Genomic DNA, 25,953 nt, shown 5'->3' on the forward strand with positions numbered 1-25,953 from the left:
AACGTTTTGAGTCAGTAATTGCCCTCCTTCCCTGCAAACGGGACTGTTCTAAAGTAGAGCGGTCCGTTTGCAGGGAAGGAGGGCAATTACTGTTAACTTTCTCGGATTACAGATAAGCATACAGACCGAGACTCACGGAAGATAGGCTACTGATTGTCAGCGGGATTAATTGACTGACCTGATTATTTTTCCCCGTGGTTATCTGAGTTAACGTACCATTTATTGGTAGGCCTGTTGCACCGCTTAACCCATATGAAAATCCAGCAACGACTTTCTTCCGGTTGGGGTAAGTAGTTCGATTCGCGAGAGGAAAAAGGGCAACACTAAACTGGATTTTCCCGTAGGGCGTTAGCTGCGTGCTGGAAGACGGCGTATCGCTCCGACTATCGGATGGCAATACGCTGACAACCCGATTATTAACAACCTGAACCGGAGAGCTGCTCTGTATGGTCAGCTTCGTGTTGTTGAACCAGATTCCGCCAAATTCCCAACTCAGCCACATCCGATCAGCCGGCATAAAGCTATACCGAAAACCTATTGCCCCAGAATTTGTCCGGATATCAATCTGGCCGCTGTTATCGACAGCCAGTGGTATTGAGCCATCCGACTTTTGAAGACCCAGATAGTGCCCTGCAGTCGGCTGAAATGAACACTGAAACTGGCCAAAGGAACCTACTGCACTGATTCGGGCGGGCATATGCCATAGAAAACCTCTGAATGGACGACTCAGCGGTATCAGCACACTGCCATTGAAATGCGAACCCGTGCGGAGAGACGCTACGTTGATTGGTTGATTGTCCTGATCCTTAGCAACCACAGCTGGCTGAATCGCTAACACACTTGCTTCGATACCAAACCCGGTGAAGGATGGTGTAAACACTTGCCGGTTTTGGGCTTTAGACCAGACAGATTCTGTTGACGAATTTCCTTGTTCAGCCGTAAATTTCTGATTGAACTGCGCGAAACCTTCCCGAAACGTCTGCGCCTGCATCAGCAAATTCAGTTTGCGATTCTGTAAGTCAGGACAGGCTGCATAGGGGGCTACTTTAGCCTGGAGCAACCTTTTGAAATAATTGACCAATCCCTGCAGCCAGGTGCGTCTACCCGTAGATAGTGTAGATGATTCCAGTTCATCTACCAGCAATTCGATCTCTCGAGTCAGGCCCACTTCGTCCAGTGACGGACTTCGAAGAATCGTATATAAGGCTCCCAGCCAGCGGCTTTCTCCTAACAGTACACCTTCCGTAACCAACAACCAGCCCTGTCGTTGTCGCTCCTCATTGAGGCAAGTTGCTTCAATGGTATTCGCCTGCCTGATCCGGTCATCCATTAAGGATCGGTACCGACTTATATCAGCATCCCGCGCTTGTTCGTCATAGCGAGTGACTACTGAAAATTGCCTGACTCGACGTTTTCGTTTAAATGGATAACTAAAAACCTGCGCCGAAGAAGGCAATAAGAGCACCTCATGCACAACCCGGTCTTTCTTATAAACCAGCACGTGATAGGAGAAGGTAGCATCGGTATTACGGATAATCAACTGATTGGCGCTGTGAAACGAGAGCTGAACCGGCGTTACCTGTCCAAAACTGGTATGCATCCAGAGCGATAGGATTGCCAGAAAGAATGATTTTTTCAACATGATATAATCTTGAGGCTGAACAGTGGGGCTTTAGTAAAAAATTATTGATTGCGGGGAGAACTTTTTGAGTTCGTATCATTTGCAGGCTGGGTAGCCCGGTTAGCCAAGATTCTCGAACCCATACGTTTCGGCTAGCATCTGACAAACGTCGGGTGGAATGGTAGTACCATAAGCACTATAAATGATTTTCCCGTATTCTTCCAGATTGTATGTATCGCCAACCTGGTGTTTCAGGAAAGCGGATTTTCGCGCTTCGTCGATCAAGACCACATAGACAGCATCCCGACCTGTAGAATCTCTTCCTCGTAAGGTAAAGCACAGATGGTTTCGGTTACGGATCAGCTGCTCTTCGTGTGACGAAGCTGGTCGTGTTTTGGCAATTACTGATTGTCCTTTAGCTACTTTATCGAGCCAGGATTTTGCAGGATTCATGGGTATAGTCTATAAAAAGATTGTCGTAAATGGTACAATCAGGCCATCAAAGGCTGAAGCCGGAAAAACGGATTTTCGTCAAACTGGTTGGCAAACTGAGCATCGTGCAGGTAATCCAGTTTTCGGGCGCGCTTGTATTCAACCCCGTTAATGATGAGAATCTGCTCGTTCGATTTGAGCTGCCGGAGTTCATAAAGGCTGATGCCTGTTATATCAGCTACTTCGCGTGCTATGGTATGGTGCTGAATACCAAATAGTTGCCAGACGGCACAATTATTCAGAATGGTCAGATACCCATCACCATAAAATCGCTTGATTTGGGATAGATCCTGCCAGAATGTATGAATGATAGCTCCGTAACCACGGGCCAGACTCATCATCGTTTCAAGGTATTCAAAATGACCAAGTGCTGCGGTTTCGTCAAGCAGGAACAGGGTTTTATTCGTAGGAATAACCTGCCGACTGGTAATCGCTTTGAGGAGAGTGGCAACAATCAACACCAACAAATTCATGTGCGATTTGAGCTTGTCGGGAGGAAAAACGATGAATATGTCGATCGGCTTGCCCGCCGAAACGTCGGCTAGTGAAAACGTGCTTTGCGCTAGCATGGCTGCTACCGGAGCCGACAGCGTAGACGTAAGATAAGACACCGCCGTAGAGTCTACACAAGGGCGGGTTTTGTCGCCTGGAATGTTTAAATAGCTGGAAATGGACTGATAAAGAGTAGCGGGCATCTTCTTGCCTATTGAATCCATCTTGACAGCAAGATTATAGGCGATATCGCCACAGATCATTTCGCGGACGGCATTGAGATTTTTCTCCTCGTCCTTGCCAAACAACACCTGACAAAGAATAGAACCAGCCAGCAGATTCGTAGCCTGGATATCCCAGTAAGGATCGGTAGAAAAACGTTTGCCAGCTAGTATGTTGGCCATCATCTGGCAGTCTGTCTGAGCATCGGCATTCGGTAGGTTGAAAACGTCGAATGGATTGAACCCCGCCCGAGGTAAGTCGACCAGGCAAAAGGGATCGAGGATGACCACTTCGTGGCCCATTTCCAATCGACGTTTACGAGCTATTTGCACGGCTTCCCCTTTAATATCGAGAGTAATAGTCGGCCCTTCGTAGTGTAGTAAATTGGGAATTATTACAGAGCGACCTTTGCCGCTGCCTGTAGGCGCAATAGTCAGGAGGTGTCCAGAACCGTCGGCAGTTAACGCAGTAGAGCCCATTGGTGCCGATGGTACGGGAGATGAATAAGAAGGCGGACTGGTCTTAATGGAATGTGGACCAGAACTACTTTCAGGCTTATGACCTAAAAGTAAATGATTGGGTGGAGCGATGCGCATATCCTTAACTGATTTATACAGAGATCTTTAGTAAAATGACTAGTATCATTAAAGGCCTCAGAAGAGGCCTTTAACTTTGGCATTGGGTAAACTAGGGTGTGGAAATAAGGCGGAAAGCGGTAAACATCAGGAAGTGAATCAGTAATCATCAGCCGACGTATACATTTGCTCAGTCTTATCGGCATCTTGAGCAATGTCTTTCATCAATGAATACAAATTGACCGCTGTTGAGGTCAGGGGAAGTTTATACGAGAGGTAAAAAGCGTTTGTTGTTTCATCGCTTACCAGCTCAAATCCTCCGAGTTTATACATCCCATTTTTAGTCATCATGTCCAGTAAAGCCTGGCGCGGAATCTGCTCTTTAGTTGCGTATCGCATCGTTGGCGAATACACCTGGATATAGTCTGTCCCCAGATAGCTCATCAGCTTTTTGCGGATAACAACCAACTGCGTTCTGTCCTTCTCAAGGCCAAATGTGAACTTGAAATTTCCGTTATCCGATACGGAGAAGTTAAGCCCCATTTCCTGCACTTTTGCTTTGAGCTTTTGTTCGCTCTCCGTATCGGAATTTTGGGCTTTTGCTGTAATAGCGACCAGCATGCCTGCGGTCAGTATCAGAATCATTCTTTTCATGATTTGTGAATTTGGTTTATGAAGATTGAAACAGGTTTAATTGCACCAGAAAGGAAGGGAAGCTTGTAAGCCCGATTGATTGGCAGGAGGTGCTTCCGGAGTAATGCCATACATCAACTCCATCCAGGCATTCATATTGTCATTCACTATAGAGTAAATACAGGCCAACGAATTCATGATGATCTCTTCGGTTATGGGTAGATCCGGGTCGAATAAATACGCGTACCGGAATCGCAATTCTCCATCGGTTGGGTCCATTTCCCAATTGCCCACATTCAATTTCCAGTTCTTCTGATTGATATGAAGAGCAACTTGCTGTCGTCTTTGTTCGGGCACGTTGGCAGGCATTCCACCTATCCACATTATCAGATTGTCTTTTGCCATAACCTGGCATACTATGGAAAAACGGCCCGTTGATGTCGCCATCGTCAGGAAGAAAATGTATCGATCTTCTTCGGCCCGATACTGTAAATCGTACCGAAGCTCTCTGTCCGTAAAGGCCTGCTCGATAGTAGCAATCAGATGTGTCATGGTATGGTCGTTGGTTTATTTTTGTAAGAGTTTTTTGAAAAGAGAGCCTAGAGTATTCGGTCGTTAATAAGATGGTACGTGTAGCTCCAGGTGTCATCAATCCATCCAATGATGGTCTCTATTCTGTTCTCAGGTTCTACCCAGCTAATGGTTTTAGCTTTCTTCTCGGCGGCAGCTGCCAGCGTTATATACTCGTCAAACAGTAGATCAAATTCCATGGGCTGTTCGTTTTAACGTGCTTTTACTTGTCTATATCTCCTGTTCGCTCACTGAGATGGCCGTATCAAAATTTCTCAGAATGGCAGGCCAAGTCGGGCGCTGTTCACCTGATTTTTGCAGGATTGCAAATCCATCCGTAGCCGACTCGTTTCGCTTTCGGCATAGCTAAGTTTGTTTTTCAGGGAGCTGATTTCTGCCTCGCTTCGGGTTTTGTCCCATTCGAGATTCTGGTTCTTACTTTCCAGCCCCGTAATGGTCTGTTCGAGCTGAGTAATCCGATCTGTATTGCCACAGGCCGAAAGTGAGAGTGTGCATCCCGTGGCTAGTAAACTGGCGAAGAAATAAGGATAGGCGGAGTATTTCATGAGCGCACGATTTTGGTTGTTCAGGCGGTTGCTATAAGTTGCCTGACATATACCCTATCCTTTTACGCTCCTCGCTGAGATGAAACCGGGACAAATTTTTGATCAAAATAGCTGACAAGAGTCTGGGCTTCTCTTTTCAGGAAATGCCTGCATGGATGCTACCATTTTGGGGCTATACGGCCATACTTCCGCACAGAGTTGGTAATCCCTTTGAGCCCGACGATATACTAATTTTAGCTGAGCCTGCGCAGGATTATCGTACAGCAATTGGTCTGGCTGGTGTAAAAACCACCCAAAACATGCTGCGTGGAATCTGAATCGAGCGATAGTATGGGAGCAATACGATTCTCCGGATTGTTTCTAACTAACTTCCTGAATTACAATTCGTTTCTGGGCGGTGTTTTAGCTAGCGCTTTACCTTGGACGTCTGGATAAAATCGCCAGAACCTGTTAGTAACAGAATCAAGGTGCATTGACGTATCCTTATGAATGACCGATCAGGTAGCGTACAAAATCACTCGACTAAAACAAAGGCCGACCACTTAAATGGATCGTTACGAGATTGTTGTCGGAAAGCGGCCTGTGTTTGCTCATACGCTTTCCGAACGTCGCGTAGTCGGATCAGTCTGTTGTAAAAGGCAGTCATATATTCGGCCGTAGCGTTATCGTCGACTTTCCAGAGGCTTACCAGTAGGTAACGGGCTCCAGCCAGCTTAAAGGCTCGTTGTAAACCAAAAACCCCTTCGCTATTCTCGATTTTACCCAGACCTGTCTCGCAGGCTGACAGACAGACCAGTGATGTATGCGACAAATCAAGTTCAGCAACTTCAAAACCCGTCAGGATACCATCTTCCACACCCTCTATCGATTTACCGTTGCGTCGTATGTAGTTAGCGCCGGCCATCGCTAGCCCCGATCGGAGTAAGGGATTTTCTCCAATCGGATCTCGAATAAACGCCTGACGGCTGACGGGGTCCTCCGTAGTAGATGTCGCAAAACCGTGCGTAGCAATGTGTAATACATCAACAGGTCGTTCGGTACGTGTTTTTATCTGCTCTTCTGTAGCGGCCTTACCACGATAGAATCGTACACCCGGCCAGCGAAGCAATTGTGCTATTCTATCTAATTCGAGCTTAGTACCCTGTAATTCAGCGAACGTCTCTCCCTGCATTCTTTGGGGGCTGATAGTCGGCTTGCTGGCTTGTTTTACTTTCGGGCGTTGGTTAAGTTCGGGTGCATTTATCTCATACTGAATAGCTCCGTATAGTTCGGCAGTGAAATTTCTGGGGAGTCGAGTTGAATGTTTACCTACTTGTGTCAGCAGGCGTGTACTGCCCATTTGGCGCAGAAAGAGTCGATCGGAAATCCGACTATTTGCTTCGTGCAGATGGGGCAGGGCCGCAAAAGCTACCTGATGCAGCAGACCTGCCGGAGCATAATAGACCGTATCAACATCCTTGAGCAATGAATCGAGCGGTTGCCAGATGAGCTTACTCAACGCCTGGCCTTTAGTAAGTTGATCCTGCGTCGTTTTTGCGGCAGTCCCAATTGGCCCTCGATATTGTTCATTGATCTGCTTGCTCAGAGCCATTTTCTGACTGGAATCGGGGGCCAATAGCTGAGTTAGCTGTCGTTCTTCAAACAACTGCACAAATTTTGGTTGCCTATCATTAGGGCGGACAACAAACGCGGCATAGATGGTACTATCCGTCCATTTCTCATTAAAATAGCGGAAGGAAATAAACTCAATAGCGGCCTCTCTGGGCTGGAGTGTACGCTGGATGTCGGGCCATTGGATTAGCAGACTTTTACTAACATCCCGAAATAGTTTTGATTGTTTAGCCAATTGCTGAATTAATTCTTCTGATCTGGCGGCTAGTGATACGATACTAGTCTGCTGATCGGCGGGAGCGCTTGACTGAGCGGCAAATGCGGCTTTTGTGCTTTTTAATTCGCTATATAATTTCTGAATGGCAGGGTCAGGATTTTGCTCTAAAGCCCGGTAGAAACCTTGTCCTGCCTGAAGAAGCAGGCCTTTATGCAAAAGCGCGGCATTAAAAGCCCATCCTGCCAGATCGGGTCGCTGGCGATGATGCCTAAGGGTGAAAGCGTAGTCGTCAAGAAAATTCCCTTCAATAGTCGATAAATAGTCGGCTTGTTGCTGCTGAGACGTGAAACTGATAAAGTTTAGCAACTGCTGCTGATAAATAGTCTGAGTTTCCCGAAGTAACGAAGCGGCATAGTCTATTTTTCCGACCTCTTCACTTAAATTGGCCAGATTACGTACGCCACTTACATATTTAGGGTCATTCACATCCTGGATTTGTTTACGAATAGTATGCGCTTTACTGAGGGTATCAAATGCCTTTTGTTTCTGATTCATGCTTCGGTATAGCATTCCCAGATTATTCAGGCTGTTAATATAAAGTGGGTGTAGCTCCCCCACCAACTTTCTGCGGATACGGGTAGCTTGTGTGAATAGGGTAAGGGCCTCGTTGTAATTGCCATTCGTTTCGTGCAGATCAGCCAGATTATTCAGTGCATTGGCATATACATAATGTACGGTGTCATGCTTTTCCTCCATAATTTCTTTGGCCCGTTTGTACATACCCAATGCCTGATCATACCGCTTTAATCCCGTAAGCGCAGCGCCTAGTGAGATAACACTAACAGCCTTATCGACATGGTTTATTTTAGGGTTGTTGCGGCTTAATAAAGAAGCGGCCAGGGCAAAATCGACGGCTTGTTCAAAGTTGCCTAGTTGTAAGTACAGTAAAGCAATATTATTTAAGCTTTGATTATAATCAGGATCATCCTTCGGAAGAATCTTTTCACGTATGGCAAGTGCTTGTTTATGATCAGCCAAGGCTCCTTCTATATCGCCTAGTTGACTGCGTATTAAAGCCAGATTATTTAGATTAGTGGCATAATTGAAGCTCTCTTTTCCCCATTGCTCCTCCGAAACACGAACGGCTTCCTGAGCGAATGGTAAGGCTTCGCGGTATTTACCTGCCTGATACAAACTTTTAACCCGTTGGCTAATTACTGCCGATCTACTTTTAGTGGAATCATTGGGTGTCTTTTGAGCAACGGCAAGCAGGCTAATGAGCAGCCAGATAGGCAATAAACAAAGTGTGTGGCGCATTGGAATGGTGTATTAGAAGGGCTAAATATAGCGCACAGAATTGTGCTCAACTATAACCTAATCAATTGGTTCGCTCGATAAAACAATTTCGTAGACTCTCGATTTATTCCGGAATTTAAGATTGTCAGGATGCCACCGCAACGGGTATTGATAGGGAAGCTATTTTCGACAATGGCATTTAGAGAAAGCCACTTATCGTACAACTGATCTGCTGTTAGGGTATGCAATGAAGATGGCTTAAACCAAGGTAGTAATGGGATTGCTACACTAAAGAGCCACCCATGATTAACTAAAGATCGGACAATGTAGGTCGAAAATCTACTGAAAGCAGCTGAGTAAGAGCATCTCAGTGAAGGTATATCCGGGATAGGCAAGTGTAGGCAATTACCCAACCTCCACCTGTCATAACATGGATACCTTTCAGCTACCCTCTTCTTTATCTGCACGGCCTTCTCATACGCTGACAGTCGGTGTGTTTGACAGCGGCATTGGTGGATTGACTATACTCCATGCCTTACAGCAAAGGCTCCCTCAATATCGTTACGTCTATCTGGCAGACTCAGCCAATGCACCCTATGGATGTAAATCGAGCGATGAAGTGCTGGCTTTAACCCGTCAGGCTGTCGAGTGGTTATTCGAAATGGCTGCTGTTGATTATGTCATACTGGCCTGCAATACGGCATCAGTTTGTCAGAGCCAGCTACCCGCATTCTATAAACACCGTGTTTTTTCAATCATTGAACCCACAATCCTGTATGCAGATAGTCTATCGTACACGGGTCACATTGGTTTACTGGCAACTCAACGTACGTTTGAAAGTGGTCTGTATTCTAAACTATTAAAGGCGTGCGATCCAGTTGCTACGCTCCACGCTCAGGCTGCACCTGATTGGGTGGCTATGATTGAATCAGGCCATTGTAGTCGGCCACTAATTAAGCAAACTGTCACGAAGTTGTTAGACCAATCTACTTTAATTGACACAATTATTCTGGGTTGTACACATTTCCCGATTATTGCTGGTGCAATTCAGCAGATGCTTCCAGATAACATTAGTTTGGTGAGCCAGGGAGGAATTATTGCGAACTATATCTTAGGGTTAAAATTGAGCAATAATAGCATTTCCTACAGTGGACAAACTCAATTCTTTACAACGGGTTCGTATTCTCTGTTTACGAAACAAGCCAGACTATTTTTACAGCAAAATATAAACGTGTTATCTGTGCAATTAGCCATCAGTTGATTATCAGCGTCGCGGTAACGTATCATTTTTGACCGAATGTTCACGATGAATTGTAAACATTCGGTCAAACAGTTTTTCGGGCTAGCCCGAACAGCAAAAACGAATTTCTCAACCGCCTTCTTTGTGTATATTCCAGCCAGACTTCGCTTCTGGTCGCAAGTTCTTGAACCGAATTCGATCATCTTCGTTATCAATGAAAATGACGAGACCATTGGCGTTTTCCATGGGCTTCATGCTGCCAGGTTATCTGTACCTTCAACACAGACACATTAATAAATGATTTGACATTTTTTTAAGCTACAAATTATAAGATGAGTACTCCCTTGGTTTGGGTTGTTGATGACGACGAAGATGATCAATTTATGCTGGCCGGTGCCTTCCAAAGTCTTACCCCGCCAGTTGCTCTCAAACAGCTTTATGATGGGGAGGATTTGTTGCCGGCTCTGGAGACGTCTGGTTGCTTGCCCAAATTAGTACTATTGGATTTGAATATGGGACGTCAAAACGGCTTTGAGACGCTGGAGCAGATAAGGAGCCTGGCTAAGTACGAGCATGTACCCATCGTTGTGCTGACCACATCCAGCGCAGAGAGCGACAAAATCCGATCATATAGTTTGGGAGCTAATGGCTTTTTGACCAAGGCATTATCCAACGAAGATTTTATCAATATGTTACAACTGCTGGCGCTGGAATGGCTCTAGCCATTAGCCCGCTTGCGCTAAAAGTGGATGTACTACAGGATTACCCCTTTTTCCTATAACCCTATATCGGATCTGTCCCAAACGTTATACTGTTTGCCCCAAACGAGACAGTCTTTCCTAGCCTAGAGAGCCACCTTTGAGCTGTCCACGTTGGATAGCTCAAGTCGCCATTTTGCCATCAGAAGCCGTGAAAAAGTACTACATTTCCGTTCCATTTCGCCTGATCCAGGTTGTCACATTGGCGGCAGCCTCTATCTGGCAGCTTGTGAATCTTCGAACAGTCCATCTCCAAAATCCGCTCAATTGGACCTTCAACGGGAGTTAGTTCATTACCATTGGCAAATCCCAAGGCCTGACACCACCAATGCTGATAAAGTCAGTCAACCTGTTGGGCCAGCATTACTATAGGCATAAGCCAATCAACCCAGTAATCCTGATTAAGCAAGGGAGTCATCATTCATGTGCTGTTTCCAAAAATTGGTAGCTTTATGTGGTAAAATGGATAATTACCGTTCAGGATTATTGTTTTGTTTCTTTTCCCGTCCTGTATATCTCCTGCTCTATACCACCCATGAGAATACTCCGTCTATCCGCCCTCTTTCTGGTGTATCTAACCATGCTATCCTACGGACGGGCCCAACAAACTCCCTCTGCTCCCGGCAGATCTCCGGATCGCATTCGTTTCGAGCATCTAACGGTAGCTGATGGCCTGCCCGAAAATTCAGTCATCTGCATGATTCAGGATCATCTGGGGTTTATCTGGATGGGCACCCTAAACGGGCTGGTACGGTATGATGGAACGCAAATGACCGATTTTCAGCATAGACCCAAAAGCAAGTACAGTTTCCGGGGCAGAAGCATCGAAACACTTTATGAAGATCGTCATGGGGATATATGGATTGGGGCTGAAAGTTTATTTCGCTACGAACGAGCTACCGGCCGGTTCATTGAGTACCCGCGGGAAGCTCCGAATACGCAGGGTACCAACAATACGGTCTACTTCATCCATGAAGACCGCCGGGGCGACATATGGACAATTACGAGCGATGAGATGACGCTTGACCGGCTCAATCCTCAAACCGCTATCTGGACGCATTTTCGCCATAACTCCAAAGATATCAATAGCTTATCCAGCAATTCGGTTTATTTGAGCAACACCAACGACATTCACCATTTTGCGTTTATCGAAAATCGAGCCGGTACGATCTGGGTCACCACCAAGGGCGACACCCAGAACAGCTTGCATAAGTTTGATCCGAAAACAGCTAAATTCAGCCGATTTCTCCCCCGAACAAACCCCGCTATAGCTGCTGACTTCCGGCGAATTACCGGGATTGCGGAAGATCAGCAGGGCCAGCTTTATCTCTCCTCCTACGCCAACGGGAAAGGCATTTTTCGGCTAAATCCTGAAACGGGACAGGTGACTCAATTCAAACATGAATCCCGAAACCCAGCCAGCCTTCTATCTGACTCGGTAACACAGGTGCATCCCGCTCGCGACGGGTTGGTGTGGGTACCCACCTACAAAGGTCTGGACCGGCTGGACCCCAAAACGGGACAGTTCACCCACTTCCGTTCTAAACCGAATGACCTACACCCCCCAACAGAATGGAAACCATATAGATTCGTCCCAAAACGCGGTGAAGTTGCTTGTTTCGAACACGAAAGCGTGAGGAGAACTGTAAGGGTCCTACCAAAAGGCCAATCATAGAAAACACAATATGCGGAATCAACACCTGCCTGATGCTTAGCATCTTAGTTCTGAAGGCAGAGGGCACATCGCTCATAAAATAAAAGAGCAGTTCGTTGTAGGCTACCACCATAATCATGATAGCTAACAGAAAAAACAAGAGCAATTTGGAATAATTCGGACGGCTGGTGACGATTACCTGGCTGAAAGGTTTTCCCTGCGGAATGATTGGAGGATCGATTGAAGAAGTTTTCGGTTTCATAGGACTTATTCAGGAATTGGGTATACCATCGACCCGTGGATGAAAAGTCAAATATCTAAGTATCCTCTAAGCCAAGCCTAGTTCATTTGAGACAGAAGCTAGTACGTTTGGGCCACCCCGATTTATTGGATAGAAAACAGGACCACTTTAAACACCCTTCGGGACTGTGTCAACGAGTTACTTGTAAGAGTTTGCGGAGTTTATTAGCTACCTTCTTACTCGTAGACATCTAATAATCCGGCTCCGCATCACCCACCACGGATCAAGTTTTTTTCAACCATCCATAGCCCCTTCGATTTTGCAAATGACAGGGGCTCACTCTTCCTTTACCATAGAGCAAGAAATAGAACCATTTGTGTAGTATGTTTAGCAAAGTACTATGCTATATATTAATTATGAAGCCTATTTTGCTCGTAATCCTAACTTCTACTCGTATGATATTGATGAAAGCTGGCTTATTAGCTAGCTTGGTTCTACTAACCAGGCTTGTAGCCGCTCAGTCCTTTTATGGACAAATAGGTGATAATCTGACCTATAAACCTTTACCAGACGCTAGTATTCGTGTGAAAGACAAACCTATTAGCTTCCAGGTTAACCCAAATGGAATCTTTCAGGTCGACCTATCAGCCGCAGTAGACACCGATTTAGTGATTATCAGTTGTCCCGGCTATAAACCTAAAGTCCTTCTGAAACAGGAACTTATTGATGCCTGGTATGACATTAAGTTAAGTCCGGTAAAGACGCTGAACTTAGCTTGGCTAAATGCCGATAAAGTGGAACGTTTGCCTACTGTTTTAGCCCCCTGAATGTTTCTCGATAGGCAGTGAAGGAGCCTCATTTGCTAATTAACGTGATTTGATCAATAACCAACGAGTTCAGTCAATTACTTCATAGGCAATTCATACAAAACGCGAAGCGTGCGGCTAAGCATTGCAGGGATCACCGACAGGTGTGTTTCATTATCGAAACTAGTCGAACTGAGCTGTAAGCCTTTGTAATGATGGCTTTTGGGCGAATTGGCAAAATCAATCATAAAGGGAATCATCACATCACCTTCCAAACTGCCCACAGACAGGAAGACCTGGGCATTTAGGAGCTTGTTTTTTTGAAAAAATGCCTCCTCCATGCGGAATAGCAGTTTATTATCCCACCATAATCACCCCATTTAGGACAAACCCTGTCCTAACCGACTACCGCACTAGATACCAGTATCCAGCCTGTCCGGATTTCTTACAAACCGAGACTACTTAATCTTTTCGGCTTCCGTGCTGCTTCCTTCCTGCTCAAGCATCAACTCACTCGATCACCTGGCCCGATCCATCCTTGATAAACTCGATCTGGGCCTCAAAGGCCAGAGGGAAAAGAGGGCAGGGAGAGATTTACTCATAAGTTAGCTTGTGTTGGAATTTGGCGGTGTTGGTTGATCGACAGATGGATTACTCACTTCTTTAGTAGGGGCTCGTTCGTACCCAGCAGGGGGAGCGTCACTCGAAACCAGCCATCTGCTTCCTCAATTAATAGGCTTAGGCCATCCGGATTAGAGCGGTTCAGCAGCCGGTATTTATCGGTGATGTTGGCCAGGCCCACCCCGTTCGATTCGATCCGTACGTTCCGGCGCTGTAAGTTGTTTTCAACAACGAGCTGGCCCTCCGCCGTAGTCCGAATGCGAATCGTCAGAGGTTCGTCAGGCAGGGCGCGATTATGCTTGACGGCATTTTCGACCAGCAGTTGCAGCGTCAGGGGCGGAATCAGAGCATCGTAGCATTTCTCGGCTACGGCCAGTTCATAACGGACGCTACTACCGTAACGCGTCTTGAGCAGGTGAAAATAGGATTGAATAAACCTTAACTCAACGCTCAGCGTAGTCAGTTCCTGATCACCCGCCCGCAGCAGATACCGATATACGCTCGATAGCTCATCAACATATTCGGTGGCTTGCTGAGGGTTTTCGTCGATCAGTGAGGAAAGCGAATTGAGCGAGTTAAACAGAAAATGTGGATTGACCTGGCTTTGCAGCGCCCGCATCTGGGCTTCGGTATACTGCTGCTTAAGCTGCTGAAGCGCCAAATCGGCCTGTAGTTGACGACGCAGGCTTTGCTCACGTTCCCGCAACAACTCCTGCTCGGCCATCATCTGTCGGCGGGTTTCGCGTCGCTGGCGGTAGGACAGCCCCAGCGATACGCAGGCCATATCGATCAAAATACCCAACTGGCCGATAAAACCAGGATGAACGGGCAGCGGTAGACGAAACAGACCATCTCTCATGCCTGCCTGTCCATACTGGACAATCACCAGAATACCCAGCAGTTCGCTAATAAACAGAGCAATCGTTCCGACCATGAAAAAACGGGCAAGCAAATCCGTTTTACGGACATTAACCGCTACCGTATAGGCTATGGTCAGGTAAGTAGCCAGGATGATAAGAACTCGAATTAGGTTGAGCTGCGTTTCATGCCAGGTGGTTTGCCAGGCCGATGAAAATAGGTTGAAATATACTTCGGGTAGGGCTACTAGTGCTACGCTCCATTGAACCCCACGGTACCAGTTCAGCAAACGGGGGTAAGCCTTTATGACAAGAAACGTGATCGCTATTTCGAAGTAAAGCAGCGAAAATAGGTGTAGTGAAATGGTCTGTACAAAAGCGAGCACATTTGGAGGTAAGCGAACATAATCAACTCCAAACCCAATCATCCACAGCAAGATATAGGCCGTGTACTGACCATAGATGCGCTCTCGATGAACGGCCCATTGAATCAGGTTAGCGATCAGCATAACCAGCACGGCTCCCGTAAAAAGCAGGAACCACTGATTATAAGTCAACGCAAAAGAAGGCATCAGACGGGATGGTTAGTTTAAGCGAAAATACGTAAATACCGTTTCATCGGCTACTTTTACCGGTTTATATCCGATCCATTGGAATCGGAACAGGACGGTAGCAACTTTGTGCGAAATGGTAATCAACACAAGCTTATGACACCCCGACGTATCCTCTTTGCCACCGTTCCCTTCGACGGACATGTTAGCCCACTCACTGGCTTAGCCGTTCACCTGCACCAATCCGGCCACGACGTTCGCTGGTATGTGGGTGGTCACTACGGCGAACGGATTAAAAAACTAGGCCTGCCCCACTACCCACACGTCAACGCTCCGGTGATTAACCAGCAGAACATGGACGAGCTGTTTCCTGAGCGAAAGCGAATCAAAAGTCCCCTCGCCCGCCTTCGTTTCGACATCAGCCAAACGTTTCTGACACCCGTTCCGGGTTGTGTTGAAGACCTGCGGGCTATTCATGCCCACTGGCCCTACGACCTGATCGTGTATGATCTGGCTTGCTTAGGTGCACTGTTGACGCAGCAGATTCTGGGTATTAAAGGAATAGCAGTGGGTGTGCTGCCGTTGTACGAAGGCCATACCAATCCACCTACCGACGACCCGAATCAACCTGCCCTTAAGCGGTTATTGACTCGCTGGGCCAATCGCGCCAAACTGTACCTTAAGTTTGATGTGATCATGAAGCCCTGCTCCGACACGTATAATAACCTACGCCAGCAATACGGGTTGCAGCCAGAACCCGGGTTTATGTTTGAATCCATGTTCCGCCACGCTGATCTGTATCTGCAAAGCGGGGTGCCAGGCTTCGATTATCCGCATCGGCGGCTGAGTCCGAAGGTTCGGTTTGTGGGGCCATTGCTCCCCCATCGCTCCCGGCAAAAAACGCCCTTCGCCCACCTGGAGCGAATCCGGGCTTACAAGCGGGTTATTCTGGTTACCCAGGGTACCGTGGAGCGTAACATCGAGAAAATTCTTGTGCCTACGCTGGAAGCCTACAAAAACGACCCGGATACGCTGGTTATCGCTACGACGGGTGGTTCGGGTACCGAGGAACTACGCCAACGCTACCCTCAGCCGCAGTTTCTGATTGAGGATTTCATCGACTTTGATTCCGTCATGCCCCAGGCTCACGTGTTCCTGACCAACGGCGGCTACGGGGGCGTTATGCTCGCCCTGCAACACAAGCTGCCTGTGGTTGTAGCGGGTGTGCACGAAGGCAAGGAAGATATTGCCGCCAGGGTGCAGTACAACCAGGTTGGTATCGACCTCAGGACTGAAACGCCCAAACCTGCTCAGATTCGTCAGGCCGTTGCCACGGTGTTGACTGATGAGGCCTACCGGCAGCGGGTGCAGGCACTCAGCGAAGAGTTCAGCCGATATCAGCCAATTCAACTGGTTGAGCAATACATCAACGAATTACTGAACCAACCCGACCGCCGGTTAGCCAGTTTGGTGTAGACTTGTTTAGGCGCAGTGTCAGACAATAGCCGTTGGTGAAGCGGCTATCTCCGTTTCAGGTGAATCAGCACTGGCCGGTCGGAGGCTGGCAGCAATTTTGATGCATCAACCAACAATAGACCATGAACTAATTACTGACCATTATCCTGAGTGGACTTGTTACTTTTTCTAGCTAGTAAGATCATACTTACTTGATGTCCAGTTAAAGGTAACCAATCCAGTTTCATGAAATATTCTGTTTAATCTACTTCGTCTCAAGTGGAATGGTTTACTAAGATGAAGTACATAACAACTCCAAACTCAATTTTGAGAAGAAGTGGCAGACAAATCTACTTTTATTGACAAAGCAATTCCGGTAGACCAATTGTCACTATTTTAATTTGATAAGACAGGTCAGGCTGTTCGCCACCATGCCCGTACTACGTGCATAACGACCGTATCGAAGCTCGAAGCTTTGCCAGTGGCCAATGCCCAGCATACCGCCCGGAGGAGCCAGTCGAATTCCTATTCCCATAAACTGGCTGTTGAATCCCGAAATGTCGTAATCGCTGGTGAAATATGTTTCTTTCTGATTGTGCTGCCCATATGGTGCGAAATACCGCACGGCTGACTGATGGCTGAACCGATAAAATGGGCTTACTGAGACAAATGAAGTGATTTTTATAGGTGCTTCCAGATTAACGGTGTGTGCCTGCATCCCCCAATCGTCAACGTAGTAGCGGTAAAATGTGCGGAGAATAACCCGGTCGCCCATAAAGTAGTGCAGCCGGAAGCTTATCGGTAGTTTCATTCGGCTGCCTGGTAATCGCTCCACCGTTTCGCCACCATCCTGAAAGTAAATACGGTGAAATGGCGTACTTAACAAACCCTGTTGAAAAGCGGGCTCAACAGTGATCAGCATCTGCAAACGCTTATTTATCACCTGCGACAACGACAGTGCTACATTGTAGGAATTACGAGGCTTGTAATCAATTGGATCTCGGTCGCGCTCGGCTCCGGAGCCATACCCGTCGGGCCGTAGTTCAGGTGGCAGAATGGCTTTCCACGTATCGAAAAAAGCACCGGCTTTCAGGCTTATTTCTCGGTTATTATCCGCTGAGGCTTTCGCAAAGTTGAGGTTAATACCGTACGACTTGTAGTCATACTCGGTAGAGTAATTCAACGCAATTCCTTTGGTTGTCCGTTTGTCATCATTATGTACACTCCAAGCAACTGATGGATAAATATGTGTATCACTGCGTGAAGCTGACGAAACGGTGAGCGGGTCGATGTTATCCGAAGAGGCTGAGGTATAGTGGTCAATATTGAAATCGAACGCTAATGTATGCTGCCGATTGCGCCGGTCGGTGGTTTTCAATACCAGATCGATTGATTGCGCAATATCGGTCAGGCGTTCAGTTCCAATGCCTCCCGTTACGGCCGAATTATTCCCATCCTGCTGGTAGTAACTTGTTACCAGGTTAACTTCTTCAACCTTCAGTTTGCGCACTTCGTAGGCGGGTTGCGTCACCGATTGGCTGTAGCTCCCCTTAAGCAGACCCAGTAGAAGGCCTGCTGAAATCCAGATTTTTTTCATTGTCTCTAGCGATTAATTACAGCCGCATCCGCCACCACTTTTGCCGCCATTAGCGCCGGCCGCTCCTTCGCGATAGAGATAAAAATTCTGCTCAAACTTTTCCGACTTACGCGCCGAGAGTTCCATCTCCGAATCATTGATCCGGTTTTTCTGGTATTCTTTGACAGATACGCAGCCCGACACGCTCAATAGGAGAAAACTGCCAAGCAATACTGGCAGACGAGTTAAGATATTCATCATCATAGGTTTTACGTAGTAGTTAAGTTACAGTTGGGTCAACCAGTCGAATGTTGTTCGACGTATATAGCTTATCGTTATCATCCATGACAATGCAGGCGATGTGCTGCATCTGGTTAATCATATCCAGACCCACTCGCACGCCCATTACCATCACAGGGGTAGCCAGTGCATCGGCCAACTCGGCGTTGGGGGCAATGATAGTCACACTCTTGATACCACTGACCGGGTAGCCCGTTTTGGGATCTATCGTATGCGCATAGCGTTTCCCGTCAATAATGGCATACTTCTCGTAATTTCCCGACGTAGCGACAGCCATATTGCTGATAGCCAGCCAAGAAAATGCCTGTCGAGCCATACCGTCAGGATCGGCAATGCCAATGGTCCAGTCATCACCATTAGGTTGGCTTCCCCATGTAGTCAGATCGCCAGCCGCATTCACAATGCCACTCTCAACGCCTTCCTGACGCAACACGTACTTCGCGCGTTCGGCAGCGTAGCCTTTGCCAATACCGCCAAAGCCTATACGCATCCCTTTTTCGCGAAGGAATACAGTACATTCTTTCGTATTCAGTACTACGTTCCGGTAGTTGATGAGCCGAACTAATCGCTTCGCCGTTTCCCGACTTGGCAAGGTGGTCATGGACGTATCGAAATTCCAGAACCGTTTATCGATGGAGCCATACGTAATATCGAAAGCTCCCTGCGTCAGCGCCGATAACCGAAGTGACCGTTCGATCAGGGCAAACACTTCCTGATCTACTTTTACAGGACAAACGCCCGCACAGGCGTTAATCTGTGCGGTCTGACTATCATTTCGATACGTTGTCAGTACTTGCTCGATTCGGCTGATTTCAGCAACGGCTTTATCCAAACAACTATTCGCCCAAACCTCATCAGAACCCACAACGCTTAATTCGAAGCGGTTACCCATCAGCCGCTGAACGCGCTGGTAAATGCGAAGCGATGAACTCATTTAGACCCTACTACCGATTGAATCGATTCGATAAAAGCCGAAGTCGTCAGCGATGGCTTATAGCCGTCCCACTCTTTGAGCACCTTCCCGTCGGCACTCAGCAGCACCGTAAATGGGAACTTACCCTGGCGGTTGTATTTCTCGGCCAAGGCTTCATTGTGAGCGACCTGTTGCGCGTCGAGTTGATTTTTGGCCAGACGAGGAAAATCAGCACGCACCAGCACTAAACGGTCCTGCGCAAACTGGGTAAATTCCTCAGATTCGAAAATATCTTTCTTCAATTTTATGCAAGGAGCACACCAGTCGGAACCCGAAAAATTTAAGAGAATAAACTTGTGGGTTTGTAAGGCTTCGGTTTTAGCCTGATCAAAATTGAGTTCCCACTTGGGCGTAATGAACATCAGGGAGATGATCCCAGTTAAGAGCGTTTTCATGATTAGTTTTTAATAGGTTGGTTAGCTGTAAACGACAAGTGTTGTGCCATCGGTGGCTGTTTTATACACGGCAATTCCTTTGCTGCCAAAGCTGTTTTTTCCTTTACCCGTCAGATCGAATCGGGCGCCATGAACGGTACAGTAAAATTCCGTTTTATTAAAAATGATGTTTTTCTTGGGCTCGTGGCTACAGGTTTGTGTTACCGCTACGTAGACACCTGCGCTTACCTGCGCTACCACAATTCCACTCTGAACCAGATATCCACCAACTGCTTTTAAGGCTGAGGCAGCCGCTGATGTCAAATCAATTGTCAATAATCGATTGGTAATTTTACTCAAATCAACACTTGTCGATGTAGTGTTAGTTGTAGGCGTCGACGTTGTACCAGTCGTAGGGGTCGTCGTAGTACCACCCTGCGTTCCAGATAGTGTCAAGGCGTTTACTACTGTATCTTCTTTATGGATACAGGATGTCATAGCCGCCATAAGCGCTGCCCCTGTAAAACCGATTGATTTTAAAAAATCGTAACGAGTCATCTGAATCAGACTATTTTGTCATTAAGTATTTATACTAGCTTACGCTGGATCTCCTCAAAACGTGGACTTATTAATTATTTTTTAATTTCTTCCTCAAATCCTGCCGGATAGACTTCCTTGAAGTACGTTTCTATTGTGTTAGGGTCGAGGAACTGGACAACTCGTTTGGATGGACTAATCGCGACCTGTAACTGGCGAAACAGACTATCCGGTTTTTTCCAATCGGAAGGCTGTAGTAGAAATGGTTTGATCAGTAAATAAAGATGCTCAAAGATGGCCCCATCGGCGTAAACCTCCCCGTCGATCTGAAGCTGATACGTTGGTTTTAGTCGATTTAGCTTGGTCTGCACTACGTCTAAAATGGGCACGGGAATCCGGCGTCGCTTCGTCAGTAACGACCGGCGCACGGGCCATACTGTCTGGCTTTCCTGAAGCAGCCTGATATAGTCTCCCAAATTATACCAGACCGTGTCCTGATGCCGAAAAAAACGAATGGGTTTCATCTTGTACCGTTTGAACTAACTGAAAAATCGAGCCACGCTAAACGCAGCCAGTGCCGCCAATGCGCCGATAAGCATTACTTTAAAAGCACCCTTTAATGGAGGTTGCCCAGTTACCTTGCTTTTGAAAAACCCGAACAGAAACAGGCAGATCAGGGTCAAACCGCAGGAAAAAAGCAGTGCCGACCGGGGCGGATCAACAAAGAAATAGGGGGCCAGCGGCAGCAATCCACCCACTACGTACGCCAGTCCAATCGTCAGGGCGCTCCGGCTGGCCCGATTCGGGTCGGGTTCGTCAAGCCCCAATTCGTATTTCATCATAAAATCCACCCACTTCACCTTGTCTTTGGCGAGTTCGTCGGCAATGGCGATTTGCAGGGCGGGCGATAAACCCATATTGGCAAATACATCCCGCACTTCTTCTTTTTCCCGTTCGGGCACTGTTTCTACTTCGTTGATTTCGCGCCGACGCTCTGATTCATAGTGGTCTACTTCGGTTCGTCCTGCCAGATAACCGCCCAGTCCCATAGCAATCGAACCGGCCACGATTTCAGCAATACCTGCCGTTACTACCAGCGACGAACTGGCAACGGCCCCACTCAAACCGGCCGCCAATGCAAATGGAACGGTGAGGCCGTCTGACATGCCAATGACGATGTCAGCAATGAAGTCGGAACTCCTCAGGTGTTGTTCGCGATGACGCGGATGATGCTGATTAATAGTCGTTTCCATATCACTCTTCTTCACTGTTATTTAGTTTTGCCAATAAGCTGTAGGCTCCTTTTACCACAACTGGGGTCACGGCAGGATTTATGTCGGGCGGTAACGTAACGGCTACGTAGCCATTTTCGCGAATACCAGTTTTTACTTCTATTTGCCGAAACTGATACGTAGCAGGGCTGGTCTGTTTTTTAGTCAGTACGTAGATGAGCGATTTTCCGACATAGCTCACGATGGCCGATTCAGGCAGGGCCGCCATAGGCTGCGTTCTCACCTGAATCTGAGCCGCTACGTAGCCTCCCGGAATCAAATCGGGCGAATAGGCTTCTGGATGAGCCATTACGCTGATAGTACGATCTTCTGAAATGGATTTCCCGATCAGAAAAATGGTGGCCCGGTGCGTCAACGATGCGTCACCACCCATGCCGAAACGTAGCGATTGCCCAGTCCGAATCCGGCTGATATCTTTTTCGAAAACGCGAAGCTGTACGTGCAAATGATCCAGGCTGACAATTTCAGCCACTACGTCGGCAGGGTTGATAAATCGTCCTTTGTTGACCGGTACGTTCGTGATGAATCCCGAAACGGGCGACGGAATAACAACCGTACGCGTAAGCCGCTCCGGACTCAACGTAGCCGGATTGATGCGAAGAATGGCTAATCGCTGGGCGAGCCCTGCCAACTGCGCCTGCAAACTCTGACGAGAGGAGCGAGTCTGCTGAAAAACTTTCAGGGCCGATACGTTCTCGCGACTCAATTCCTGTTGCCGCGCAAACTCCAGATCGGCAAACTCCAGTTTGGCTTTGGTGTCCAGATAGTCCTGTTGCAACTGGATGTAATCGGGGTTTTCGAGAACAACCAGCGACTGCCCTTTTCGGACCTGCATCCCCGGTTCCAGATTGATCTCCCGAATGTATCCGCCAAACGGAACCGATACCGACACCCGGTTTTGAGCCGGTACGTCGACCGTCCCATTGACTTTAAACGTAGTACTCATCGTTCGGTCCACCGGCGTGCCCAACTCAATGGCCGCTACGTTATACTGAGCCTGCGTCAATGACACCTCGATAGAACCATTCGAAGCCGAGTCGGCCGCCGTTTTGGTAGAATCTGGTTTTGCGTCTGCCCCCTTGTCACTATTCCCATTTTCGTCGGATTGACAAGCTGACAACAGGCTAACAACAAGCACTAAAATGGATATACTGGCGGCACTCGCCGATTTTGTTTTTGATCGGCTTGCCAATTGTGCTTCTTTGGCTACGGCTTTTCGCTCGGAAAGTGAATACAGGATAGGCAATACAATCAGGGTAAGCAACGTAGCAGTAAACAGTCCGCCAATAACTACGGTAGCCAGCGGCTTCTGCACCTCGGCCCCCGCCGAGTTGGAAATGGCCATCGGAATAAACCCAAACGACGCTACCAAAGCCGTCATAATGACCGGACGAAGGCGCACTTCAGCCCCTTGACGGATAATTTCGGTCAGGTCGGTCAGGCCTTCTTCGTGACGGAGCCGGTTGAATTCGGCAATCAGGACAATGCCATTGAGTACCGCCACGCCAAACAGCGCAATGAACCCTACACCCGCCGAAATGCTGAACGGCATGCCACGTAGCAATAGCGAAAAGACGCCACCGATGGCGGCCATCGGAATGGCCATAAAAATCAGCAGACTTTGTCGGACTGAACCGAAGGTGAAAAAGAGCAGCGAAAAGATGAGTGCCAACGCAACCGGTACAGCAATAGACAAACGCTTTTTAGCATCGAGCAGATTTTGAAATTGCCCCCCATACGTAATCGAATACCCCGGCGGAAACTTCAGTTTCTGACTTACTTTTTGCTGTAATTCAGTCACGATGCTTTCCACATCTCGACCGCGTACATTGAAACCCAGTGTGATACGTCGATGCGTATTGTCGCGCTGAATCTGATTCGGAGCCAGTTCCATCGACACCTGCGCAATCTGACTTAGTGGAATTTGCTGCTCCATCGCATTGACGCGGGCTGGTACCGTTACGTACACATTCTGGATATCATCGATGCTTTGCCGTTTGTCGGCGGCCAGACGTACCACCAGATCGAAGCGTTTTTCACCTTCAAAAACCAGACCCGCCGATTGCCCGGCAAAGGCGGTATTGATCACCCGGTTAACATCCGTTACGTTGAGGCCATATTTGGCAATCTGTGCCCGGTCGAGCTTGATCAGAATTTGCGACAAACCGCCAACTTGCTCAATATAAAGGTCTTTAGCGCCTTTGATCGTGCGGGTCAGATTACCCACTTCGTCTGCTAGTTTGGCTAGTTGCCCTAAATCGTCGCCGTATATTTTGAGTGCTACGTCCTGACGGGCGCCGGTCATGAGTTCGTTGAACCGCATCTGCACGGGCTGCTGAAAACCGAACGTAACACCGGGAATAACCGACAAGGCTTCAGCCATTTTGCCCGCCAGCTCGTCGCGCGTTCTGGCCGATGTCCATTGGTCTTTCGGTTTAAGAATGACCATCTGGTCAGCGGCTTCGATAGCCATTGGGTCGGTAGGAATTTCGCCGGAGCCAATTTTAGCTACAACCTGCTCGACTTCAGGAAATTGCTTCAACAGGATTTGTTCGGCTTTTAACGTAGCATCGACCGTTTCAGAAAGCGAACTCCCGGTTAAGGTTCGGGTATCAACAGCGAAATCACCTTCGTCCAACTGCGGAATAAATTCTCCCCCCATCCGGCTAAACAACAGACCCGCCACGACTAATAAAGCCACCGCACTACTTAAAATCAGCAAACGATGCTTCAACGAACGTAGCAGTATGGGCTCGTAAAACCGCTGGATTCGTTTCATGAGCCGGTCGGAGAGGGTGTTTTTGTGTTCGATTTTTTTATCGAGCAGCAGTGCCGAAACCATAGGAACGTAGGTAATCGAGAGAATGAACGCGCCCAGAATGGCAAAGGCTACGGTCAGCGCCATCGGCCGGAACATCTTGCCTTCGATACCCGACAAGGCTAAAATGGGCAGGTACACAATCAAAATAATCAGCTCACCAAACGCAGCCGACGACCGGATACGTCCAGCCGATTGAAACACTTCCTCGTCCATTTCGTCCTGCGTCAACGTTCGGTTCAGGTTACGTAGCGTGATGTGGTGCAGCGTAGCTTCAACAATGATCACGGCTCCATCGACAATCAGCCCGAAGTCGATAGCGCCGAGGCTCATCAGATTGCCCGATACACCGAACAGGTTCATCATGGCGATGGCGAACAGCAGCGCGAGCGGAATGACCGACGCCACCACAAAACCCGCCCGGAAATTGCCCAGTAACAGGACCAGCACAACGATAACAATGGTCGCCCCTTCCAGAAGGTTACGTTCAACGGTGCCGATGGCGCTGTTTACCATCTTGGTTCGGTCCAGAAACGGAATGATCTGTACGCCAGGCGGTAACGTTTGCTGAATCTGAGCGATTTTTTCTTTCACCCGCTTAATGACCGCCGACGAGTTTTCGCCTTTCACCATCATCACAACGGCCCCAACGGTTTCGTCCTGCCCGTTACGTGTCACCGCGCCATAACGTACCGCTTCGCCGATACGTACCTGTGCTACGTCCCGAACCCGGATGGGTAAATTATTCGTATTCAGATGAATAACGATGTCGGCAATATCATCGGGCGAGTGAATCAGGCCGTCCGACCGGATGAAAAATGCGTTGGGTTGCTTATCGATATACGCTCCACCTGTGTTCTGGTTATTCTGCTGAAGCGCCGAAAAAATCTCGGTCATAGTAACCCCAACGCTCCGGAGCCGGTCGGGGTCGACAGCGATTTCGTATTGCTTTAGTTTTCCGCCGAAACCACTCACGTCGGCTACGCCGGGCGTACCGAGTAAGGCGCGTCGAATCGTCCAGTCCTGAATGGTTCGGAGATCCGTTAGCGTGTAGCGCGTTTCAAACCCTTTTTTCGGAACCACCGTATACTGGAATATCTCGCCCAACCCGGTGGTTACGGGGGCCATTGTGGGCGTGCCAACACCGGGTGGAATTTGTCCTGTTACGTTCTGCAACCGTTCACTGATTTGCTGCCTGGCCCAGTAAACATCGGTAGCGTCGGTAAACACGACCGTTACGATGGACAAGCCAAACCGGGAAAAAGAACGTATTTCCGTTAGGCCCGGAATGTTGGACAAACTGACTTCAATCGGGAACGTAACAAGGCGTTCAATATCCTCTGCCGCCAGCGACGGGCTACTGGTAATGACCTGCACCTGATTGTTGGTAATATCAGGAACAGCGTCGATGGGAAGTTGGGTAGCCGACCAGATTCCCCAGCCAATTAAAGCCAGCGTAAACAGACCGATCACCACCTTGTTCCGGATGGAGAAATAAATAATTGCATTCAGCATGAAAGCGTAGAAGAAAAATGGTGCCTTTACATCCTTCTGCACATGGCGCCCGAATCAATTCGTTCGAGGGACGACGTAGCGCAGCCTGGA

The 25,953-nt window shown here is 48.0% G+C and carries 25 protein-coding genes and 1 pseudogene; 6 read left to right on the forward strand and 20 right to left on the reverse strand.

The annotated features are described in order from the left end of the window. Positions 1-106 precede the first annotated feature (106 nt). From ACYVE4_RS16855 to ACYVE4_RS16885, 7 genes are all read right to left on the reverse strand, one after another. Positions 107-1,642: a hypothetical protein gene (locus ACYVE4_RS16855; protein ID WP_461041346.1), complete on the reverse strand. Its 1,536-nt coding sequence runs from the start codon at positions 1,640-1,642 to the stop codon at positions 107-109. 99 nt (positions 1,643-1,741) lie between these two features. Beyond that, complete coding sequence (locus ACYVE4_RS16860) at positions 1,742-2,074, reverse strand: hypothetical protein (protein WP_461041347.1); 333 nt, start codon at positions 2,072-2,074, stop codon at positions 1,742-1,744. A 38-nt stretch (positions 2,075-2,112) separates the two neighbouring features. Then, positions 2,113-3,423 carry a type IV secretory system conjugative DNA transfer family protein gene (locus ACYVE4_RS16865; RefSeq protein WP_461041348.1) on the reverse strand — a complete coding sequence of 437 codons (1,311 nt, stop codon included), beginning with the start codon at positions 3,421-3,423 and terminating at the stop codon, positions 2,113-2,115. Between the two features lie 138 nt (positions 3,424-3,561). Then, positions 3,562-4,056 carry a hypothetical protein gene (locus tag ACYVE4_RS16870; RefSeq protein WP_461041349.1) on the reverse strand — a complete coding sequence of 165 codons (495 nt, stop codon included), beginning with the start codon at positions 4,054-4,056 and terminating at the stop codon, positions 3,562-3,564. 36 nt (positions 4,057-4,092) lie between these two features. Next, the gene (locus tag ACYVE4_RS16875) at positions 4,093-4,587 is read right to left on the reverse strand and encodes a YbjN domain-containing protein (RefSeq protein WP_461041350.1); all 495 of its coding nucleotides are present in this window, start codon (positions 4,585-4,587) and stop codon (positions 4,093-4,095) included. Positions 4,588-4,634: 47 nt separating this feature from the next. Beyond that, positions 4,635-4,805, reverse strand: coding sequence for a hypothetical protein (locus tag ACYVE4_RS16880; RefSeq protein WP_461041351.1), 171 nt, complete (start codon positions 4,803-4,805; stop codon positions 4,635-4,637). A gap of 75 nt (positions 4,806-4,880) precedes the next feature. Beyond that, positions 4,881-5,171: a hypothetical protein gene (locus ACYVE4_RS16885; RefSeq protein ID WP_461041352.1), complete on the reverse strand. Its 291-nt coding sequence runs from the start codon at positions 5,169-5,171 to the stop codon at positions 4,881-4,883. 98 nt (positions 5,172-5,269) lie between these two features. Between ACYVE4_RS16885 and ACYVE4_RS16890 the strand changes: the two genes are divergently transcribed. After that, on the forward strand, positions 5,270-5,488 hold the full coding sequence (locus ACYVE4_RS16890; RefSeq protein ID WP_461041353.1) for a hypothetical protein: 219 nt from the start codon (positions 5,270-5,272) through the stop codon (positions 5,486-5,488). Between the two features lie 197 nt (positions 5,489-5,685). Here the strand turns inward: ACYVE4_RS16890 and ACYVE4_RS16895 are convergent, their stop codons facing one another. Then, positions 5,686-8,316: a CHAT domain-containing protein gene (locus tag ACYVE4_RS16895; protein WP_461041354.1), complete on the reverse strand. Its 2,631-nt coding sequence runs from the start codon at positions 8,314-8,316 to the stop codon at positions 5,686-5,688. A 409-nt stretch (positions 8,317-8,725) separates the two neighbouring features. Between ACYVE4_RS16895 and murI the strand changes: the two genes are divergently transcribed. Next, complete coding sequence (murI, locus tag ACYVE4_RS16900) at positions 8,726-9,556, forward strand: glutamate racemase (protein WP_461041355.1); 831 nt, start codon at positions 8,726-8,728, stop codon at positions 9,554-9,556. Between the two features lie 108 nt (positions 9,557-9,664). Here the strand turns inward: murI and ACYVE4_RS16905 are convergent, their stop codons facing one another. Next, positions 9,665-9,790: a hypothetical protein gene (locus ACYVE4_RS16905; protein ID WP_461041356.1), complete on the reverse strand. Its 126-nt coding sequence runs from the start codon at positions 9,788-9,790 to the stop codon at positions 9,665-9,667. Between the two features lie 77 nt (positions 9,791-9,867). Between ACYVE4_RS16905 and ACYVE4_RS16910 the strand changes: the two genes are divergently transcribed. Continuing rightward, a complete protein-coding gene (locus ACYVE4_RS16910) occupies positions 9,868-10,257 on the forward strand; it encodes a response regulator (RefSeq protein ID WP_461041357.1) in 390 nt (129 codons plus the stop codon). A gap of 616 nt (positions 10,258-10,873) precedes the next feature. After that, positions 10,874-11,968 (forward strand): ligand-binding sensor domain-containing protein, encoded by a 1,095-nt coding sequence (locus tag ACYVE4_RS16915; RefSeq protein WP_461041534.1) that lies wholly within the window; start codon positions 10,874-10,876, stop codon positions 11,966-11,968. Here the strand turns inward: ACYVE4_RS16915 and ACYVE4_RS16920 are convergent. Beyond that, a pseudogene (locus ACYVE4_RS16920) lies at positions 11,910-12,209 on the reverse strand (hypothetical protein); the annotation flags it as partial. The gene ACYVE4_RS16915 and the pseudogene ACYVE4_RS16920 overlap by 59 nt on opposite strands. Positions 12,210-12,643: 434 nt before the next feature. Between ACYVE4_RS16920 and ACYVE4_RS16925 the strand changes: the two are divergent. Then, the gene (locus ACYVE4_RS16925) at positions 12,644-13,015 is read left to right on the forward strand and encodes a peptidase associated/transthyretin-like domain-containing protein (RefSeq protein WP_461041358.1); all 372 of its coding nucleotides are present in this window, start codon (positions 12,644-12,646) and stop codon (positions 13,013-13,015) included. 77 nt (positions 13,016-13,092) lie between these two features. Here the strand turns inward: ACYVE4_RS16925 and ACYVE4_RS16930 are convergent, their stop codons facing one another. Both ACYVE4_RS16930 and ACYVE4_RS16935 read right to left on the reverse strand, forming a co-directional pair. Continuing rightward, a complete protein-coding gene (locus tag ACYVE4_RS16930) occupies positions 13,093-13,335 on the reverse strand; it encodes a hypothetical protein (protein WP_461041359.1) in 243 nt (80 codons plus the stop codon). Positions 13,336-13,649: 314 nt separating this feature from the next. Next, the gene (locus ACYVE4_RS16935; protein WP_461041360.1) at positions 13,650-15,044 is read right to left on the reverse strand and encodes a sensor histidine kinase; all 1,395 of its coding nucleotides are present in this window, start codon (positions 15,042-15,044) and stop codon (positions 13,650-13,652) included. A gap of 135 nt (positions 15,045-15,179) precedes the next feature. Between ACYVE4_RS16935 and ACYVE4_RS16940 the strand changes: the two genes are divergently transcribed. After that, complete coding sequence (locus ACYVE4_RS16940) at positions 15,180-16,499, forward strand: nucleotide disphospho-sugar-binding domain-containing protein (RefSeq protein WP_461041361.1); 1,320 nt, start codon at positions 15,180-15,182, stop codon at positions 16,497-16,499. 370 nt (positions 16,500-16,869) lie between these two features. On the opposite strand, the gene ACYVE4_RS16945 is transcribed toward ACYVE4_RS16940, so the two are convergent. The 8 genes from ACYVE4_RS16945 to ACYVE4_RS16980 form a co-directional block, all read right to left on the reverse strand. Continuing rightward, the gene (locus ACYVE4_RS16945) at positions 16,870-18,075 is read right to left on the reverse strand and encodes a DUF3570 domain-containing protein (protein WP_461041362.1); all 1,206 of its coding nucleotides are present in this window, start codon (positions 18,073-18,075) and stop codon (positions 16,870-16,872) included. A 12-nt stretch (positions 18,076-18,087) separates the two neighbouring features. Beyond that, the gene (locus ACYVE4_RS16950) at positions 18,088-18,315 is read right to left on the reverse strand and encodes a DUF4266 domain-containing protein (RefSeq protein ID WP_461041535.1); all 228 of its coding nucleotides are present in this window, start codon (positions 18,313-18,315) and stop codon (positions 18,088-18,090) included. 19 nt (positions 18,316-18,334) lie between these two features. Continuing rightward, positions 18,335-19,288 (reverse strand): FAD:protein FMN transferase, encoded by a 954-nt coding sequence (locus ACYVE4_RS16955; protein ID WP_461041363.1) that lies wholly within the window; start codon positions 19,286-19,288, stop codon positions 18,335-18,337. Then, complete coding sequence (locus ACYVE4_RS16960; protein ID WP_461041364.1) at positions 19,285-19,722, reverse strand: thioredoxin family protein; 438 nt, start codon at positions 19,720-19,722, stop codon at positions 19,285-19,287. Before ACYVE4_RS16960 ends, ACYVE4_RS16955 begins: the two co-directional genes overlap by 4 nt. A gap of 21 nt (positions 19,723-19,743) precedes the next feature. Then, positions 19,744-20,259 carry a Rieske 2Fe-2S domain-containing protein gene (locus tag ACYVE4_RS16965; protein ID WP_461041365.1) on the reverse strand — a complete coding sequence of 172 codons (516 nt, stop codon included), beginning with the start codon at positions 20,257-20,259 and terminating at the stop codon, positions 19,744-19,746. Positions 20,260-20,333: 74 nt separating this feature from the next. Beyond that, the gene (locus ACYVE4_RS16970; protein ID WP_461041366.1) at positions 20,334-20,762 is read right to left on the reverse strand and encodes a hypothetical protein; all 429 of its coding nucleotides are present in this window, start codon (positions 20,760-20,762) and stop codon (positions 20,334-20,336) included. Positions 20,763-20,777: 15 nt separating this feature from the next. After that, positions 20,778-21,491, reverse strand: coding sequence for a VIT1/CCC1 transporter family protein (locus ACYVE4_RS16975; RefSeq protein ID WP_461041367.1), 714 nt, complete (start codon positions 21,489-21,491; stop codon positions 20,778-20,780). Between the two features lies 1 nt (position 21,492). After that, positions 21,493-25,863: a CusA/CzcA family heavy metal efflux RND transporter gene (locus ACYVE4_RS16980; RefSeq protein ID WP_461041536.1), complete on the reverse strand. Its 4,371-nt coding sequence runs from the start codon at positions 25,861-25,863 to the stop codon at positions 21,493-21,495. Positions 25,864-25,953 lie beyond the last annotated feature (90 nt).

The sequence above is a fragment of the Spirosoma harenae genome, from assembly GCF_054776975.1.